We start from the raw sequence: 16,384 nt of genomic DNA on the forward strand, positions 1-16,384 counted from the left end.
CGCCTTTGTCGTATGTGGGGCAGCCGCCGTTGGATGCCGATGTCACTAGCAAAGCAATACTTGGGCCAGCATGCAGGGGGCAAGGAAATGGCCGGGATGAGGGCAGGTGAGGGTGGTAGTCTGTTTCGCAATGGTGCGATCACTGCCGTCTGCGCACTTTATTGAGGCGATTTACAGCCAGTTCACCTCGGGGAACTTGTCGCGGAAGCTATCTGGCATCTGGGTTACCTTGCCGGCGATGTAGTCGAAAAAGACAAAACCGGACTTGGCCAGGGCGATCAGCGTGCTGTCGGCCGGGCGGGTGATGCGGAAGATGATGTCGCCACCATAGCGGTTGAAGTCCATCACCCCGACTTCGAACAGCAGTTGGTCGCGCGAATGCGACTCGGCTCGGTACATGGTGGCCAGGTCGGTGACGATGATGCCGTGCTGCTGATCCGCTTCGCGGATGCCGAAGTCATAGAGGAAGCGTGCCCGGGCCTCGGAGATCATCGAGATCATGGCGTCGTTGCCCAGGTGGTTACTGGCGTTGATATCGGTGCTGCGTACAGTCATGTGGGTGCTGTAGCAGAACTCTTGTTGCGAGAAGTCGAGTTGGAGACGGGCCATTACTGCTGCCTGATGAAAACGCGGGGGCCCAGTCTACCCTGGGGGCTCGGTTACGGAAGCAGCATTGCGCTGCTGAATAAGGAGTGTGCATGGAGTGGGGGATGACAGTGCAGGCCGGGCTGTGGGGCTGGCTGGCGGCCAGCAGCCTGTTGCTGGGGGCGATGATCGGCATGTACGCCAGGCTGTCGCGCAAGGTGGTGGCCTCCGTGATGGCCTATGGCAGCGGGGTGCTGATCGCCGCGGTCTGTTTCGAGCAGTTGCCGGATGCGCTGCGCCTGGGCGGCCATCTGCCGACTTTGGCGGGGATGTTCTGTGGTGGCGTGTTGTTCGTGCTGGCCAGTCGCTGGCTGGATGGCCTGCAAGGTGGCGGGCAGGGCGCATTGCTGGGCCTGCTGATCGCCGCCGGGGCGTTTCTCGACGGTATTCCCGAGTCGCTGGGCTTGGGTTTGGGCTTGCTCGATGGCGGCTCGGTAAGCCTGGTGATGCTGGTGGCGATCTTTCTTTCCAATCTGCCGGAAGGTCTGGCCAGCGCCGCCAGCTTGCGAGAGGAAGGGCGCAGCAAGGCCTGGGTCTTCGGCTTGTGGGCGGTCATCGTGGCGCTGTCGGGGCTGGCGGCAATGGCCGGGCCAGGGCTGTTCGCCGGCTTGCCCGACAGTTGGCTGGCCTTCGTGCTGGGCTTTTCCGCAGGCGCTGTGCTGTGCATGTTGGTCGACAGCATGATTCCCGAGGCCTTCGCCGAAACCCATGCGTTGACAGGGCTGATCACTCTATCCGGCTTCATGACCGCGCTGGCGCTGGACAAGGTGCTCTGACCAGCGCTCGCCGCTTCCGCTACAATGCGCGGCGTTTTCGACCTGCCTGTGAGCCCGCCATGTCCTGCCAGAGCCCCATCATCGTTGCCCTCGACTTTCCTTCCCGTGACGCCGCCCTGGCGCTGGCGGATCGTCTCGACCCGAAGCTGTGCCGGGTCAAGGTGGGCAAGGAGCTGTTCACCCGTAGCGGCCCGACCGTGGTGGAAACCCTGCAGGCCAAGGGCTTCGAGGTGTTCCTCGACTTGAAATTCCACGACATCCCCAACACCACGGCGATGGCAGTCAAGGCCGCAGCCGAGTTGGGCGTGTGGATGGTCAACGTGCACTGCTCCGGCGGCCTGCGCATGATGGCGGCCTGCCGCGAGGAGCTGGACAAGCTCTCCGGCGCCAAGCCGCTGCTGATTGGTGTGACCGTGCTGACTAGCATGGAGCAGAGCGATCTGGCCGGCATCGGCCTGGATATCGCCCCGCAGGAGCAGGTGCTGCGCCTGGCCGGATTGGCCGCACAGGCGGGTATGGACGGTCTGGTTTGCTCGGCCCAGGAGGCCCCGGCGCTGAAAGCCGCGCAGCCGGCCCTGCAGCTGGTGACTCCGGGCATCCGCCCGGCCGGCAGCGCTGCCGACGACCAGCGCCGCATCCTGACCCCGGCCGATGCGATCAAGGCCGGCTCCGACTTCCTGGTGATCGGTCGCCCGATCAGCCAGGCTGCCGACCCGGCCCAGGCCCTGGCAGCCGTCGTCGCCGAACTGGCCTGAACCTGACGTAGGCTGGAGCGGGTCGCGTAGGCGAGGCGCTTTGGCGCCGAAACCCGGCAACGTTACCGTAGGGGAGTTGCTGGGTTTCGCTGCACTCTACCCAGCCTACGTCCAGCGCCCGCCCAAGGCGCACCTCGGTTTCTATTCCTTGAGCATCTGCCGCAATACGTAGTGCAGGATGCCGCCGGCCTTGAAGTACTCCACCTCATTCTGCGTGTCGATGCGGCACAGCACTTCGGCTTCTTCCTGGCTGCCGTCTTCGCGCTGAATGTTCAGCTTCAGGCTCATCTGGGGACGCAGGCTTGCTTCGTCCAGACCGGCAATGGTGACTTTTTCCCGCCCCGTCAGGCCCAGGCTCTGACGCGTCTGCCCACTCGCGAACTGCAGCGGCAGCACGCCCATGCCCACGAGGTTGGAGCGGTGGATGCGCTCGAAGCTCTCGGCGATTACCGCTTTCACACCCAGCAGGTTGGTGCCCTTGGCGGCCCAGTCGCGGGATGAGCCGGTGCCGTACTCCTTGCCGGCGAAAATCACCAGCGGTACGCCATCCTGCTGGTAGCGCATGGCTGCATCGTAGATCGCCAGCTTTTCGCCACTGGGCTGGTGCAGGGTGTTGCCGCCTTCCTCGCCGTCGAGCATTTCGTTCTTGATGCGGATATTGGCGAAGGTGCCGCGCATCATCACTTCATGGTTACCGCGGCGCGAACCGTAGGAGTTGAAGTCCACCGGCGCCACGCCGTGCTCGCTCAGGTAGCGGCCGGCAGGGCTGTCCTTTTTGATATTGCCGGCGGGTGAAATGTGATCGGTGGTTACCGAATCACCCAGCAGAGCGAGGATGCGGGCGCCCTGGATATCAGCGATCTGCGGTGGCTCGCCGGCAATGCCCTCAAAGAAGGGCGGATGCTGGATATAGGTGGAATCCGCCTGCCACTGGTAGGTGGCTGCCTGCGGCACGGCGATGGCCTGCCACTGGGCGTCACCGGCGAACACCTCGGCGTACTCCTTGCGGAACATGGCGGTATCGACCTTGGTGATGGCTTCTGCGATTTCCGCCTGGCTGGGCCAGATGTCCTTGAGGTAGACCGATTGACCGTCCTTGCCCGTGCCCAGTGGTTCATTGGCCAGGTCGGTTCGCACGCTGCCGGCCAGGGCATAGGCCACCACCAGTGGTGGCGAAGCCAGCCAGTTGGTTTTCACCAGAGGGTGGACGCGACCTTCGAAGTTGCGGTTGCCGGACAGCACCGAGGCTACGGTGAGATCGGCAGACTGAATGGCTGCCTCGATGGGGTCGAGCAGCGGCCCGGAGTTGCCGATGCAGGTGGTGCAGCCATAGCCGACCAGATCGAAGCCCAGTTCGTCCAGGTAACGGGTCAGCCCGGCAGCGGCAAAGTATTCGGTGACCACCTTGGAGCCGGGCGCCAGCGAGCTCTTCACCCAGGGTTTGCGCTGCAGCCCCTTTTCCACGGCCTTCTTGGCCAGCAGGCCGGCAGCCATCATTACGCTGGGGTTGGAGGTGTTGGTGCAGGAGGTAATGGCGGCGATCACTACGGCGCCATTCTTCAGGCAATAGCGCTGGCCCTCGTGCTCATACTCGGCTTCGCCCACCAGTGTCTCGCTGCCGACAGCGGTGCCGCCACCACCCTCGCTGAGCAGGCGACCTTCTTCCTTGGCGGACGGTTTGAGCTGCAGGCCGACGAAGTCGTCGAAGGCTTGGCTGACCTGGCTCAGGGCTACTCGATCCTGTGGACGTTTGGGGCCGGCCAGGCTGGCTTCCACATCGCCCAGGTCGAGGCTCAGGCTGTCGGTGAATAATGGCTCGTCACCCGGCTCGCGCCACAGACCCTGGGTTTTGCAGTAGGCCTCCACCAACTGCACGCTGTCTTCCGGGCGCCCGGACAGGCGCAGGTAGCCCAGGGTGATGTCATCGACCGGGAAGAAGCCGCAGGTGGCGCCGTATTCCGGGGCCATGTTGGCGATGGTGGCGCGGTCGGCCAGGGGCAGGTCGGCCAGGCCATCGCCGTAGAATTCGACGAATTTGCCCACCACGCCCTTCTTGCGCAGCATCTGCGTCACCGTCAGCACCAGGTCGGTGGCGGTGATGCCTTGCTTGAGCTTGCCGCTGAGCTTGAAGCCGATCACCTCGGGAATCAGCATCGACACCGGCTGGCCGAGCATGGCGGCCTCCGCCTCGATGCCGCCCACGCCCCAACCCAGTACGCCGAGGCCGTTGATCATGGTGGTGTGCGAGTCAGTGCCGACCAGGGTGTCGGGGAAGGCGAAGGTGGCGCCATCTTCCTCCTTGGTCCACACGCTGCGGGCCAGGTATTCCAGGTTGACCTGGTGGCAGATGCCGGTGCCCGGCGGCACCACGCGGAAGTTGTCGAAGGCGCTCTGGCCCCAGCGCAGGAAGGCGTAGCGCTCGCCGTTGCGCTGCATTTCGATGTCGACGTTCTGTTCGAAGGCGGACGGCGAGGCGTACTTGTCGACCATCACGGAGTGGTCGATCACCAGGTCGACCGGCGACAGCGGGTTGATGCGCTGGGCGTCACCGCCAGCTGCGGCCATGGCGGCGCGCATGGCTGCCAGATCGACGACTGCCGGCACGCCAGTGAAGTCCTGCATCAGTACCCGTGCCGGGCGGAACTGGATCTCGTGATCGCTGGAGCGATCTTTCAGCCAGTCGATCATGGCCTTGATGTCGTAGGCGCTGACCGTGGCGTTGTCTTCGAAGCGCAGCAGGTTCTCCAGCAGCACCTTGAGCGACTTGGGCAAATGGCTGATGTCGCCAAGGTTTTCGGCGGCATGTTGCAGGCTGTAGTAATGGTAGGTCTTGCCGGCGATCTGCAGCTCGCGGCGGCAATTTAAGCTATCCAAAGAAGGCATCTGAGTCTCCTGCTCATTGGGCCAGAGCACTGAGAAACTAGACCCGTAGGTCAGCTCTCGCCACTTCACTGGACAGGGCAGGTGCGCTTCGGGTTCCCGACTCGGCTATCATGCGCGGCCTTGAGGAGAGCCCTGATGAATACCTTGCTACTGCACTGCCGCCCTGGTTTCGAGGGAGAGGTCTGCGCCGAACTGTCTGAGCTGGCCGCCAACCTGGGCGTGGCAGGCTACGCCAAGGGCAAGGCCGGCGGTGCCCATGCCGAGTTCGTCTGCAGTGAGACCGGTGGTGCCGAGCGCCTGATGCAGGGGGCGCGCTTCAATCAGCTGATATTCCCCCGCCAGTGGGCCCGTGGCGACTATCTGGCCCTGCCGGAAACCGACCGCATCAGCGTGCTGCTGCAGGCCCTGGCCGATTACCCCCAGTGCGGTAGCCTGTGGTTGGAAGTGTTCGATACCAACGAGGGCAAGGAGCTGTCCAATTTCTGCAAGAAGTTCGAGGCTCCCCTGCGCAAAGCGCTGGAGAAGGCTGGGCGTCTGGTCGAAGACCCCAGCAAGCCGCGTTTGCTGCTGACCTTCAAGAGCGGCCGCGAGGTATTTCTCGGTATCGCCGAAACGAGCAATTCGGCGCTGTGGCCCATGGGCATTCCGCGCCTGAAGTTCCCGCGTGAAGCGCCCAGCCGCTCCACGCTCAAGCTGGAAGAGGCCTGGCATACCTTCATCCCCCGCGAGCAGTGGGACACACGTCTGTCCGAGGATATGACCGGTGTTGACCTGGGCGCGGCCCCCGGCGGCTGGACCTATCAGCTGGTGCGTCGCGGCATGCTGGTGACGGCAATCGACAACGGACCGATGGCGCAGAGCCTGATGGATACCGGTCTGGTCACTCATCTGATGGTCGACGGCTTCACCTGGAAGCCGAAACAGCCGGTGGACTGGATGGTCTGCGACATCGTCGAGAAGCCGGCGCGCACGGCGGCCATGGTCGAGGAATGGATCAGCGGCGGTCACTGCCGCGAGGCGGTCGTCAACCTCAAGCTGCCGATGAAGCAGCGCTATGCCGAAGTGCGCAAGCTGCTGCAGCGCCTGGATGAGGCCTTCAAGGCCGAGCGTCTGAGAGTCTCCATTGCCTGCAAGCAGCTGTATCACGACCGCGAAGAGGTCACCTGTCATCTGCGCCGGCTATGAGTCCACCGTTTACGCCACAATAGCCGCCTGATTTACGGAGTAGTCCATGTCCCTGCAACCCGACGCCATTCTCGACGCCACCGGCCTCAACTGCCCCGAGCCGGTGATGATGCTGCACAACAAGGTGCGCGACCTGCCGGCCGGCGGCCTGCTCAAGGTGATCGCTACCGACCCCTCGACCAAGCGTGACATTCCCAAGTTCTGCATGTTCCTCGGCCACGAGCTGCTGGAGCAGGGCGAGGAAAGCGGCAGCTACCTGTACTGGATACGCAAGAAGGCAGACTGATGTCGTACTACTTTGCCTATGGCTCCAACATGAATCCGCTGCGCATGCAGGCGCGCGGATTACGGGTTGAGGAGGCCATGGCTGCAAGGCTGCCGGGCTATGCCTTGTGCTTCAACAAGCGAGCCCATGATCATCCGGGGCGGGCTTACGCCAACATCCGCCATCAGCCGGGAGGCGTTGTCGAGGGTGTGCTGTATCGCCTGACGAGCGGCGATGAGATCCTCAAGATGGACCCCTTTGAAGGCACGCCGATCTACTACAGCCGTGAGCGCATGTGGGTTGAAACTGCGCAGGGTACTATCGCCGCCTGGTTGTATGTCGCGAACCCTGCCTGGCGTCAGGAAGGGCTGTCGCCCAGCGTCAGCTACCTGAGTCACCTGCTGGCCGGGCGCGAGTGGTTGTCTGCCGATTACTGGGCGGCGCTCGCGGCCACGTCGGCCCTGGCGGACTGATTGCGGATATGCCGCCGCGCACTGCGTGCCAGGCGAATCCCCAGCAGCACTGCCGCGCAGGTCAGCCCCACCACCAAGCCCTGCCAGAGTCCTTGCGGCCCCGAGGGCTCGCCGAACCAGTCGGCCAGGCCCAACCCATAGCCGATCGGCAGGCCGATGCCCCAGTAGGCAAGCAGGGTGAACAGCATGGTCACGCGGGTGTCCTGATAACCGCGTAAGGCGCCGGCGGCGGTGACCTGCACGGCGTCGGAGAACTGGAACAGCGCCGAGTAGACGATCAGTGAGGCGGCGATGGCGATCACCGTCGGGTCGGGGGTGTAGATCGCTGCAATCTGCTCGCGCAGCAGCAAGGCCAGACTGGCGGACAGGCAGGCATAGGCCAGCGCCGTACCCATCGCCACGCCGGCAGCGAAGCGCGCATCCCGGGGGGCGCTGCGCCCCAGTGATTGGCCTACCCGCACGGTGGCGGCCATGCCCAGCGAGTAGGGGATCATGAAGATCATCGAACTGAAATTCAGGGCGATCTGGTGGCCGGCCACGACGTTGGCACCAAGGCCGCCGATCAGTAGGGCGATCACGGCGAAGATGCTTGACTCGGCGAAGACCGCCACGCCAATGGGCACGCCGATCGACAGCAGGCGACGAATCACCGTCCACTGCGGCCGCTCGAAACGGGCAAACAGTTGACTCGGCTTGTAGTACGGCGCCCAGCTGACCCAGGCCAGCATGCCCAGCAACATGCACCACATGACGATGCCCGTGGCCCAGCCGCAACCGACACCACCCAGGGCTGGCAGGCCCAGCTTGCCGTAGATCAGCACGTAGTTGAGCGGGATGTTCAGCAGCAGGCCGAGCAGGCTCAGCACCATGCTCGGTCGGGTGTGGCCCAGGCCATCGCTGAAGCAGCGCAGCACGTAGTACAGGGCCACGGCCGGGAAGCCACAGGCCACGCCGCGCAGGTAACCCATGGCTGGCTCGATCAGCGTTGGGTCGACTTTCATCACCTGCAGTACTGGCGTGGCATTCCATAGCAGCACCGCGCAACTGCAGCCGACGAACAGACCCAGCCACAAGGCCTGGCGTACCAGCGGGCCAGTTTCTTCCTGTTTGCCGGCGCCAAAGCGCTGCGCCACCTTGGCCGTGGTAGCCAGGAGGATGCCGGTCATCAGCAGGAACACAGGGATCCACAGCGAGTTGCCCAGGGCTACGGCGGCCAGGTCGTGGGCGCCAACGCGGCCAGCCATCACGGTATCGACGAAGCCCATGGCGGTGTTGGCCAGCTGCGCAATGATGATTGGCAGAGCCAGCTTCAACAGGGCGCTCAATTCAGCGCGCACGCGGGCGGGGCGGGAGAGGGTGGACATCGACAGAACCAGGCTTGTGCGGGGCGCTAGTCTAGCCCTGACGCTGTGGTCAGGAAAGCGTCATGACGGCGCGCTTATCGCGGGGCGCCGAAGGGCCTAGAATGCCCGCAGCTTACAGGAGTGCACCATGCTGATCGTGGCCGACGAAAACATCCCGCTGCTCGACGAATTCTTTGCCGGTTTCGGCGCCATTCAGCGCCACCCCGGGCGGGCGATCGACCGCACGGCGCTGGGCGATGCCGAGGTGCTGCTGGTGCGCTCGGTGACGCGCGTCGACCGGGCGCTGCTGGAAGGCAGCAAGGTGCGTTTTGTCGGCACCTGCACTATCGGCACCGACCACCTCGATCTGGATTACTTCGCCGAAGCCGGTATCGCCTGGTCCAGCGCTCCCGGCTGCAATGCCCGTGGCGTGGTGGACTATGTGCTGGGCTGCCTGCTGACGCTGGCCGAACGAACCGGCGCCCAACTACCCGAGCTGCGTTATGGCGTGGTGGGTGCCGGCCAGGTGGGCGGACGCCTGGTCGAGGTGCTGCGCGGCATGGGCTGGGATGTGCGCGTATGCGATCCCCCGCGGCAGGCGGCGGAAGGCGGCGACTTCGTCGACCTGCCGAGCATCCTGCGCGAGTGCGATGTCATCAGCCTGCATACGCCGCTGGATGCCAGCACACGTCACCTGATCGGAGCGGCCGAGCTGCCGCAGCTCAAGCCTGGTGCCTGGCTGATCAATGCCAGCCGCGGCGCGGTAATCGACAACCAGGCCCTGAAGGCGCACCTGCACGGCGGCGCTGATCTGCAGGTGGCGCTGGATGTGTGGGAAGGTGAGCCGCTGGCCGACCCTGCACTGGCCGCGCTATGTCAAATCGCCACACCGCATATCGCCGGCTACAGCCTGGATGGCAAGCTGCGCGGCACGGCGCAGATCTACCAGGCCTATTGCCGGGCGATGGGACTGAAGGAAACGGTGCAGTTGAGTGACCTGCTGCCGGCACCCTGGCTGGGCGCTTTGGAGTTGCACGAGTCGGCCGCCATCGACTGGGCGCTGGCCAGCCTGTGCCGGGCAGTCTATGACCCGCGGCGGGACGATGCGGATTTCCGTCGTGCCCTGGTGGGCGAGGAAAAGCAGCGCAAGGCGGCTTTCGATGCCTTGCGCAAGCACTATCCCTATCGTCGCGAGATCGAGGGCTTGCCAGTGATCCTTAGTGGCGAAGCCCCGCACCTGGCACAGCTGGCCACGGCGTTGGGCTGTCGCCTGCTGTAGTCGGTCGAGTGCGGGTCAGACGTGGCGTGGGGTTTGCCAGGCTTTGTCGAGTTCGCGGCAGGCTTGCTGGATCATCTGTTCGGTGATGGGTATTTCCCGGCCTTCGGCATCGATGATCGAACCACCGACGGGCTGTTGCGGATTGAACGGGGTGACGCGAGGTTGTTGGGGCTGTTGCTGCGCTTTCATGGCCGAATCTCCTGGCTGTGGAAACAGTCTAGGCAGGGCATATGAAAGCGCCGTGACAGCTGGCGCGAGAGGTTTATTCGGGGCACCGAACGGTGCGCCGTGATGTGGAGTAGTTATGAGTGTTTTCCATCTTGGCCTGATCATCAACCCGCTGGCCGGACTCGGCGGACCGGCGGCGCTCAAGGGTAGCGACGGAGTGGCCGCCGAGGCGTTGGCTCTGGGCGCCGAGCCACGCGCCGCGGCGCGCACGCGTATTGCCCTGGAGTGTTTGCGGTCGGTGGCCGAGCGCCTGCAGTTCGTCACCTTTCCTGGCCCCATGGGCGCCGATCTGCTGGCCGAGCTGGGCTATCCGCATCGTGTACTGGGCAGTCTGGGTGAGAGGCCGACCACGGCAGCGGATACCCAGCAGGCCGTTAAAGCGCTGCAGGAAGCCGGCTGCGCGCTGATCCTGTTTGCCGGCGGTGATGGTACGGCGCGGGACGTTTGCGCGGCGGCGCGCGAGGATCAGCCCGTGCTGGGTATTCCGGCCGGGGTGAAGATTCATTCGGCGGTCTACGCCATCAGCCCGCGTGCGGCGGGATTGATGGCCCTGCGCCTGGTCGAAGGCGGCCTGGTGCGTCTTGCCAGCGGCGAGGTGCGTGACATCGACGAGACGGCCTTGCGCGAGGGGCGGGTCAATGCCAAGCACTACGGCGAACTGTGCGTGCCGGTCGAGGGGGAGTACATGCAGCACGTCAAGCAGGGCGGCATGGAATCCGAGGAACTGGTACTGGTGGATCTGGCCGATTGGCTGGCCGAAAGCTGGGAGGAGGGCGTGCGCTACGTGTTCGGCCCCGGTTCCACACTGCACGGGCTGGCCGAGAACCTGGGCCTGGAAACCACGCTGCTGGGTGTGGACGTGATCGAGAATGGCCAGGTGATCGCCCGGGATGTCACCGAAACCCAACTGTTCGAGCTGATCGACGGCCAGCCGGCACGCCTGCTGGTGACCGCCATCGGCGGCCAGGGCCATATCATCGGGCGCGGCAATCAGCAGATCAGCCCTCGTGTGCTCAGAAGCATCGGCCTGGAGCAACTGCGGGTGGTCGCCACCAAGCGCAAGCTCGGTACGCTGGAAGGCCGGCCACTGTTGGTCGACAGCGGCGACCCGGCGCTGGATGCAGCCTTCCCCGATGCGATTCGCGTCTGGGCTGGTTACCGGGAAGAACTGCTCTACCCCGTGGGGCATCACTGAACGATGACAGGCGTTAGCGCTTCGCATCATGACCAACAAGGACGTCCCCATGCCAGACACCGGATTACCGCCGCATATCCAGGCCCATGAGCGCGTCGTGCTGTTCGACGGGGTGTGCCGCCTGTGTAATGGCTGGGCGAAGTTTCTGATTCGTCATGATGCTGAGCGGCGATTCCGCCTCTGCTCGGTACAGTCGCAGGAAGGCCAGGCGATTCTGGCCTGGTTCGGTCTGCCGACCGATAGCTTCGAGACGATGGCCTATATCGAGGGCTCCCAGCTGTTTGTTCGCTCCGATGCGGTGCTGCGTGTGCTCAGTCAGTTGTCGGGCGGCTGGCGCTTGCTGAGCGGCTTACGCGTCCTGCCGCGGTCATTGCGCGACTGGTGTTATGACCGTATCGCGCTGAACCGCTACCGCCTGTTCGGTCGCTATGACAGCTGCTTGCTGCCCAGTGCCGATCACCAGGCTCGTTTCATCGATGGCGAGTCGCACTCATGAGCCTGATTTCTGGTAGTCGGCGCCAGGCGCTGGGCATGGCCTGGCGCTTCATCCGGCCCTATCGCTGGCGCCTGGCGGGCGCGCTGGCTGCGTTGCTGTTTACCGCGGCCATTACCCTGTCCATGGGCCAGGGCATCCGTCTGCTGGTGGATCAGGGCCTGGCCACCCAGTCGCCTGAGGCGCTGCGTCATTCCATTGGCCTGTTCTTCGTGCTTGTGCTGGCTCTGGCGGTGGGCACCTTCACCCGCTTTTATCTGGTGAGCTGGATTGGTGAGCGTTTCGTCGCCGATATCCGCAAGCGCGTGTTCGACCACCTGATCGAACTGCATCCGGGCTTCTACGAGAGCAACCGGGCCTCGGAGATCCAGTCGCGCCTGACCGCCGACACCACCTTGCTGCAGACGGTGATTGGCTCGTCGCTGTCCATGGCCCTGCGCAACCTGATCATGCTGATCGGTGGCATCGGCCTGCTGTTCGTCACCAACGCCAAACTCACCGCCATCGTCATGGCAGCGCTGCCGCTGGTGGTGGCGCCGATCCTGATCTTCGGTCGCCGGGTGCGCAACCTGGCGCGGCAGAGCCAGGATCGGGTGGCGGATGTGGGCAGCTATATCGGTGAGACCCTGGGCCAGATCAAAACGGTACAGGCCTATAACCACCAAGAGCAGGATCGCCAGCATTTCGCTGGCACCGTAGAGGCGGCCTTCGCCACGGCCGGCAAGCGCATTCGCCAGCGCGCCTGGCTGATTACCGTGGTGATCGTGCTGGTGTTGGGCGCGGTGGGCGTGATGCTCTGGGTCGGCGGCATGGACGTGATCGCCGGGCGCATCAGTGGCGGTGATCTGGCCGCTTTCGTGTTCTACAGCCTGATCGTCGGCATGGCCTTCGGCGCCATCAGTGAAGTGATCGGTGAGCTGCAGAGTGCCGCAGGCGCGGCCGAGCGTATCGCCGAGCTGCTGCGCACGCGCAATGCCATCACGCCGCCAGGCGATGGACTGTTGCAGCTGCCGAGTCGGGTCAGTGGTGCGCTGGAACTGCGTGATGTGCACTTCGCCTACCCGACACGACTCGATCATCCGGCCATTGCCGGTATCGACCTGCAGGTCCAGGCCGGGGAAACCCTGGCGCTGGTCGGCCCTTCTGGTGCCGGCAAGTCGACCCTGTTCGATCTGCTGTTGCGCTTCTTCGACCCGCAGCAGGGTGAGATTCGGGTCGATGGCGTGCCGATCAGCAGGCTCGATCCGGCCGATCTGCGCCGCTGCTTCGCCCTGGTGTCGCAGAATCCGGCGCTGTTCTTCGGCAGCGTGGCGGACAACCTGCGCTATGGCCGGCCCGCCGCCAGTGATGCGGACATCGAGGCGGCCGCGCGGGCGGCGCATGCCCATGAGTTCATCGAACGTTTGCCTCAGGGGTATCAGACCCATCTGGGGGAGGCTGGGGTGGGCTTGTCGGGCGGCCAGCGCCAGCGTCTGGCGATTGCCCGTGCGTTGCTGGTGGATGCGCCGATCCTGCTGCTGGACGAGGCCACCAGCGCGCTGGACGCCGAGAGCGAGCACCTGATCCAGCAGGCGCTACCGGCGCTGATGAGCGGGCGCACCACCCTGGTCATCGCCCACCGTTTGGCCACGGTAAAGAACGCCGACCGCATCGCGGTGATCGATAAGGGGCGGTTGCAGGCTATTGGAACCCATGGCGAGCTGGTGCTGAGCAATCCGCTGTACGCCCGCCTGGCCGAACTGCAGTTCAATACCGAGCGCGGAGAGCGCGCCTAAGGAAGGAAAGTGGAAAAGGATTTTGGCGTGGTGGTGCTGGGTGGCTACGGCAATTTCGGTCAGGTCATAGTGCGCAAGCTGGCCGCCAGCAACATGCGAGTATGGGTGGCCGGGCGTGACCTGGCCAAGGCCGAAGCGTTGGCGCGGCAGACTGGCAGCCAGGCGCTGCAACTGGATATGAACGCCGGTGACCTGGCAGAACGCCTGCGCGAGCTTGGCGCGCAGCTGCTGATTTCCACCGCCGGCCCCTTCCAGCGCCAGGATTATCGGGTGCCCGAGGCAGTCATCGCCGCAGGCATGCACTACATCGACCTGGCCGATGCCAGGAGCTTCGTCTGCGGTATCGGTGAACTCGACGCCAGGGCCCGGGCCGCCGATGTGCTGGTGTGCAGCGGCGCCAGCTCGGTGCCGGCGCTGGCTGCGGCGGTAATCGACGAGTTGTTGCCACGGTTTTCCCGGCTGGACAGCATCTGGCATGGCATCAGCTCTTCGGAGAAAACGCCGGGCGCGTCGACCCTGGCGGCGGTGCTGGATTACTGCGGTAAACCGTTCCAGCAATGGCGCGATGGTCGCTGGCAGAACGTCTATGGCTGGCAGGATCTGGCGCGGCATGATTTCCCGGAGCCGCTGGGTTCGCGTTGGGTGGCCAATTGCGATATTCCCGATCTGCAGCTGTTTGCGGCCCGTTATCCCGGTGTGCGTGACGTGCGTTTTTCGGCCGGGGTCGGTTTGCGCCTGCCCCAGTTCGGCACCTGGGCCCTGTCCTGGCTGGTGCGCAGCGGTTTGTTGCGCAGCGCGGTGCCGTTGACCGACTTCCTGCATCGCCGGGCGGTTTCGGTTGAGCGTTTCGGCGATGGCCGCAGTGGCATGTTCGTACGCCTGCAGGGGCTGGATCAGGTAGGCCGGGGGCAGACGCTGTGCTGGGAGTTGCTGGCAGCGCATAACGACGGCCCGAATATTCCCTGTATGGCCGCCGTGGCGCTGGCGCGTAAATTGGCGGCAGACACGCTGCACGAGCGCGGCGCCATGCCCAGTGTCGGTCTGCTCAGCCAGGCCGATTACCTGGCCGAACTACAGGGATTGTCCATCAGCCAGGCGCTGCGCGAGTGCTGATCAGGGCTCGCCTACTGGGGGCTTGCCTTGCGGGCGAATGGTCGCGGCGGCACCGGCTGAGGCAAGGATGATGGCGCCGATAGCCAGCCACTGACTGGCCGCCAGGCGCTCGCTGAGAAAGAGCAGGCCTGACAGCGCGGCAATTGCCGGCTCCATGCTCATCAGAATGCTGAAGGTGCGTGCCGGCATGCGGGTGAGGGCGAACATCTCCAGGCTGTAGGGCAGGGCAGACGACATCACCGCGACGGCCAGGGCAATCGGCAGCAGATCGAGGGAGAACAGCGTGCTGCCGGCCTGGCTCAGGCCGATGGGAAATACCAGCAGTGCCGCGACCAGGGTGCCGAACACTACGGTCTGCGAGCCGTGGGCCGCGCCGGCCTTCTGCCCGAAGAGGATGTACAGCGCCCAGCACAGGCCCGCGCCCAGCGCCAGGGCCATGCCCAGCGGGTCGAGGTGGTCGGTAGAGCGGGTATCCGGTAGCAGCAGCCACAGGCCAAATACCGCCAGGACGACCCAGACGAAGTCCAGCAGGCGGCGCGAGGAGAGCAGCGCCAGGGCCAGCGGCCCGGTGAACTCCAGGGCGACGGCAATGCCTAGCGGAATGGTTTTCAGCGACATGTAGAACAGCAGGTTCATGCCACCCAGCGACAGGCCATAGCCTACCAGCGAACGCCAGGCCGCGAAGTTCGGGCGGGTGCGCCAGGGACGCATGATCACGCCGAGGATCAAGGCCGCCAGGCTCAAACGCAGGGCCGTGGTGCCCTCCGGCCCGACCAGGGGAAACAGCCCCTTGGCCACGGAGGCGCCACTCTGAATCGAGGTCATGGCTATGACCAGCAGGGCGATGGGCAGAAACACTGCAGTCGAGCGCGACATGAGCTGTTCCGAAAGCAAGGAAGTCAGAAAAACAAAAACCGGCCCGCAGGCCGGTTTTTAGGGCGCTTGCAACTTAGCGGTATTCGCAGAGGTAGGCAGTGTCGACCGCAACTTTGAGCTGGAACTTGCTGTTGGCCTGCACGGTGAAATGGCTACCCGCAGCAAAGGTTTCCCAGTTCTCGCTGCCCGGCAGCTTGACGGTCAGGGCGCCGGCGATCACGTGCATCACTTCCAGTTGAGCCGTACCGAACTCGTATTCACCAGGAGCCATGACGCCGATAGTGGCCGGACCTTCGCTCATGGCGAAGCCAATGGATTTGACGGTGCCGTCGAAGTACTCGTTGACCTTGAACATGCTGGGCTCCTAGGGAGGGGTTAAAAAAGGCTCGCCAGTATGCCCAAGCACGGCAGCGCAGTCATCCGGCTCAATCAGGGAAAATCAGTGGCAGCAGGCGCGCGGTATTGCGTGCGTCTTCCAGCGCTCTGTGCTGCTGGCCCTGGAAGTGCAGACCGGCCAGCTGCAGAGCGCTGTTCAGGCCGACGGCACGCCTGAGCTGACGCTTTTCGGCGAACAGTTGCTTGAGGTTGTGATGGGGTAGGTTGGCCAGGAGGCTGGACAATCCGTGCTGCCGCCATTCCTGCTGCAGCTGGCGGCGGTCGTACTCCCCCCAGCTGCCCCAGCCAGCCAGTCTCGGTTGGTGTGGCGCTAGCCACTGTTCGAACTGCGGCCAGACGTGCGACAGCGAGGCGGCGCTGTCGATCTGGGCCTGGCTGATGCGTGTCAGCTCGCTGCAGAAGGCCGTGAGGCAAGGACGGCGCAGGGGGCGCACGAACCGCTGGAAATGCGCCACCTCATGGCCGAGGGTGGTGACCAGGCTGGCGCCAATCTCGATGATTTCCATGTCTTCCACTGGCCAGCCACCTTCTTCGGTCGTGGCTTCCAGGTCGATGATCAACCAGTGCGGCATAACGGCTCTCCATGGCGTTGCGCCAGTATGGTCGGGCTGGTGCCGCTGAGCAAAGCCCGAGCAGATTTGGCCGGCAACTGTGCCGGGATTCGAGGCTGTATCCGGGATATGCTTGCTGCCTGGTGTTCAAGG

The 16,384-nt window shown here is 64.5% G+C and carries 17 protein-coding genes; 10 read left to right on the top strand and 7 right to left on the bottom strand.

From position 1 onward, the window contains the following. Positions 1–171 precede the first annotated feature (171 nt). On the bottom strand, positions 172–609 hold the full coding sequence (locus P7A97_RS13200; protein ID WP_277690412.1) for a thioesterase family protein: 438 nt from the start codon (positions 607–609) through the stop codon (positions 172–174). A 101-nt stretch (positions 610–710) separates the two neighbouring features. Between P7A97_RS13200 and P7A97_RS13205 the strand changes: the two genes are divergently transcribed. Continuing rightward, entirely contained in the window at positions 711–1,421 is a 711-nt protein-coding gene (locus tag P7A97_RS13205) for a hypothetical protein (RefSeq protein WP_277690413.1), read from the top strand. A gap of 59 nt (positions 1,422–1,480) precedes the next feature. Next, positions 1,481–2,176: an orotidine-5'-phosphate decarboxylase gene (gene pyrF / locus P7A97_RS13210; RefSeq protein WP_277690414.1), complete on the top strand. Its 696-nt coding sequence runs from the start codon at positions 1,481–1,483 to the stop codon at positions 2,174–2,176. Between the two features lie 141 nt (positions 2,177–2,317). Here pyrF and acnA read toward each other — a convergent pair whose 3' ends face one another. Further along, positions 2,318–5,059 (bottom strand): aconitate hydratase AcnA, encoded by a 2,742-nt coding sequence (gene acnA / locus P7A97_RS13215; protein ID WP_277690415.1) that lies wholly within the window; start codon positions 5,057–5,059, stop codon positions 2,318–2,320. A 135-nt stretch (positions 5,060–5,194) separates the two neighbouring features. Here acnA and rlmM point away from each other — a divergent pair, with 135 nt between their 5' ends. The 3 genes from rlmM to P7A97_RS13230 are packed head-to-tail and all read left to right on the top strand — an operon-like array spanning position 5,195 to position 6,982. Then, entirely contained in the window at positions 5,195–6,244 is a 1,050-nt protein-coding gene (gene rlmM / locus P7A97_RS13220) for a 23S rRNA (cytidine(2498)-2'-O)-methyltransferase RlmM (protein WP_277690416.1), read from the top strand. Between the two features lie 46 nt (positions 6,245–6,290). After that, positions 6,291–6,530, top strand: a complete 240-nt coding sequence (gene tusA, locus P7A97_RS13225; protein WP_277690417.1) for a sulfurtransferase TusA — start codon at positions 6,291–6,293, stop codon at positions 6,528–6,530. Next, complete coding sequence (locus P7A97_RS13230) at positions 6,530–6,982, top strand: gamma-glutamylcyclotransferase family protein (protein ID WP_277690418.1); 453 nt, start codon at positions 6,530–6,532, stop codon at positions 6,980–6,982. Before tusA ends, P7A97_RS13230 begins: the two co-directional genes overlap by 1 nt. On the opposite strand, the gene P7A97_RS13235 is transcribed toward P7A97_RS13230, so the two are convergent. Next, positions 6,940–8,346 carry an MATE family efflux transporter gene (locus P7A97_RS13235; protein WP_277690419.1) on the bottom strand — a complete coding sequence of 469 codons (1,407 nt, stop codon included), beginning with the start codon at positions 8,344–8,346 and terminating at the stop codon, positions 6,940–6,942. The two genes, P7A97_RS13230 and P7A97_RS13235, sit on opposite strands and share 43 nt — an antisense overlap. Before the next feature lie 127 nt (positions 8,347–8,473). Here P7A97_RS13235 and pdxB point away from each other — a divergent pair, with 127 nt between their 5' ends. Continuing rightward, positions 8,474–9,604 (top strand): 4-phosphoerythronate dehydrogenase PdxB, encoded by a 1,131-nt coding sequence (gene pdxB, locus P7A97_RS13240; RefSeq protein ID WP_277690420.1) that lies wholly within the window; start codon positions 8,474–8,476, stop codon positions 9,602–9,604. Positions 9,605–9,619: 15 nt separating this feature from the next. Here pdxB and P7A97_RS13245 read toward each other — a convergent pair whose 3' ends face one another. After that, the gene (locus P7A97_RS13245; protein WP_277690421.1) at positions 9,620–9,793 is read right to left on the bottom strand and encodes a PA1571 family protein; all 174 of its coding nucleotides are present in this window, start codon (positions 9,791–9,793) and stop codon (positions 9,620–9,622) included. A 115-nt stretch (positions 9,794–9,908) separates the two neighbouring features. On the opposite strand from P7A97_RS13245, the gene P7A97_RS13250 reads away from it, so the two are divergent. The 4 genes from P7A97_RS13250 to P7A97_RS13265 are packed head-to-tail and all read left to right on the top strand — an operon-like array spanning position 9,909 to position 14,408. After that, entirely contained in the window at positions 9,909–11,027 is a 1,119-nt protein-coding gene (locus P7A97_RS13250) for an ATP-NAD kinase family protein (RefSeq protein ID WP_277690422.1), read from the top strand. A 49-nt stretch (positions 11,028–11,076) separates the two neighbouring features. Next, positions 11,077–11,523, top strand: coding sequence for a thiol-disulfide oxidoreductase DCC family protein (locus P7A97_RS13255; RefSeq protein WP_277690423.1), 447 nt, complete (start codon positions 11,077–11,079; stop codon positions 11,521–11,523). Continuing rightward, positions 11,520–13,295, top strand: coding sequence for an ABC transporter transmembrane domain-containing protein (locus tag P7A97_RS13260; RefSeq protein WP_277690424.1), 1,776 nt, complete (start codon positions 11,520–11,522; stop codon positions 13,293–13,295). Before P7A97_RS13255 ends, P7A97_RS13260 begins: the two co-directional genes overlap by 4 nt. Before the next feature lie 9 nt (positions 13,296–13,304). Beyond that, on the top strand, positions 13,305–14,408 hold the full coding sequence (locus P7A97_RS13265; RefSeq protein WP_277690425.1) for a saccharopine dehydrogenase NADP-binding domain-containing protein: 1,104 nt from the start codon (positions 13,305–13,307) through the stop codon (positions 14,406–14,408). Here P7A97_RS13265 and rhtA read toward each other — a convergent pair whose 3' ends face one another. From rhtA to P7A97_RS13280, 3 genes are all read right to left on the bottom strand, one after another. Next, positions 14,409–15,284 carry a threonine/homoserine exporter RhtA gene (gene rhtA / locus P7A97_RS13270; RefSeq protein ID WP_277690426.1) on the bottom strand — a complete coding sequence of 292 codons (876 nt, stop codon included), beginning with the start codon at positions 15,282–15,284 and terminating at the stop codon, positions 14,409–14,411. It abuts the gene before it with no gap. 73 nt (positions 15,285–15,357) lie between these two features. Then, the gene (locus P7A97_RS13275) at positions 15,358–15,639 is read right to left on the bottom strand and encodes a pyrimidine/purine nucleoside phosphorylase (protein WP_277690427.1); all 282 of its coding nucleotides are present in this window, start codon (positions 15,637–15,639) and stop codon (positions 15,358–15,360) included. A gap of 70 nt (positions 15,640–15,709) precedes the next feature. Beyond that, entirely contained in the window at positions 15,710–16,252 is a 543-nt protein-coding gene (locus P7A97_RS13280; RefSeq protein ID WP_277690428.1) for an exonuclease domain-containing protein, read from the bottom strand. Between the last annotated feature and the right edge of the window lie 132 nt (positions 16,253–16,384).

This window comes from Pseudomonas sp. GOM6, from assembly GCF_029537485.1.
Taxonomy (GTDB): Bacteria; Pseudomonadota; Gammaproteobacteria; order Pseudomonadales; family Pseudomonadaceae; genus Aquipseudomonas.

Coding starts and splice junctions, on each gene's coding strand:
- P7A97_RS13200 (WP_277690412.1), bottom strand. CDS start 609: ATGGCCCGTCTCCAACTCGACTTCTCGCAACAAGAGTTCTGCTACAGC.
- P7A97_RS13205 (WP_277690413.1), top strand. CDS start 711: ATGACAGTGCAGGCCGGGCTGTGGGGCTGGCTGGCGGCCAGCAGCCTG.
- pyrF (WP_277690414.1), top strand. CDS start 1,481: ATGTCCTGCCAGAGCCCCATCATCGTTGCCCTCGACTTTCCTTCCCGT.
- acnA (WP_277690415.1), bottom strand. CDS start 5,059: ATGCCTTCTTTGGATAGCTTAAATTGCCGCCGCGAGCTGCAGATCGCC.
- rlmM (WP_277690416.1), top strand. CDS start 5,195: ATGAATACCTTGCTACTGCACTGCCGCCCTGGTTTCGAGGGAGAGGTC.
- tusA (WP_277690417.1), top strand. CDS start 6,291: ATGTCCCTGCAACCCGACGCCATTCTCGACGCCACCGGCCTCAACTGC.
- P7A97_RS13230 (WP_277690418.1), top strand. CDS start 6,530: ATGTCGTACTACTTTGCCTATGGCTCCAACATGAATCCGCTGCGCATG.
- P7A97_RS13235 (WP_277690419.1), bottom strand. CDS start 8,346: ATGTCCACCCTCTCCCGCCCCGCCCGCGTGCGCGCTGAATTGAGCGCC.
- pdxB (WP_277690420.1), top strand. CDS start 8,474: ATGCTGATCGTGGCCGACGAAAACATCCCGCTGCTCGACGAATTCTTT.
- P7A97_RS13245 (WP_277690421.1), bottom strand. CDS start 9,793: ATGAAAGCGCAGCAACAGCCCCAACAACCTCGCGTCACCCCGTTCAAT.
- P7A97_RS13250 (WP_277690422.1), top strand. CDS start 9,909: ATGAGTGTTTTCCATCTTGGCCTGATCATCAACCCGCTGGCCGGACTC.
- P7A97_RS13255 (WP_277690423.1), top strand. CDS start 11,077: ATGCCAGACACCGGATTACCGCCGCATATCCAGGCCCATGAGCGCGTC.
- P7A97_RS13260 (WP_277690424.1), top strand. CDS start 11,520: ATGAGCCTGATTTCTGGTAGTCGGCGCCAGGCGCTGGGCATGGCCTGG.
- rhtA (WP_277690426.1), bottom strand. CDS start 15,284: ATGTCGCGCTCGACTGCAGTGTTTCTGCCCATCGCCCTGCTGGTCATA.
- P7A97_RS13275 (WP_277690427.1), bottom strand. CDS start 15,639: ATGTTCAAGGTCAACGAGTACTTCGACGGCACCGTCAAATCCATTGGC.
- P7A97_RS13280 (WP_277690428.1), bottom strand. CDS start 16,252: ATGCCGCACTGGTTGATCATCGACCTGGAAGCCACGACCGAAGAAGGT.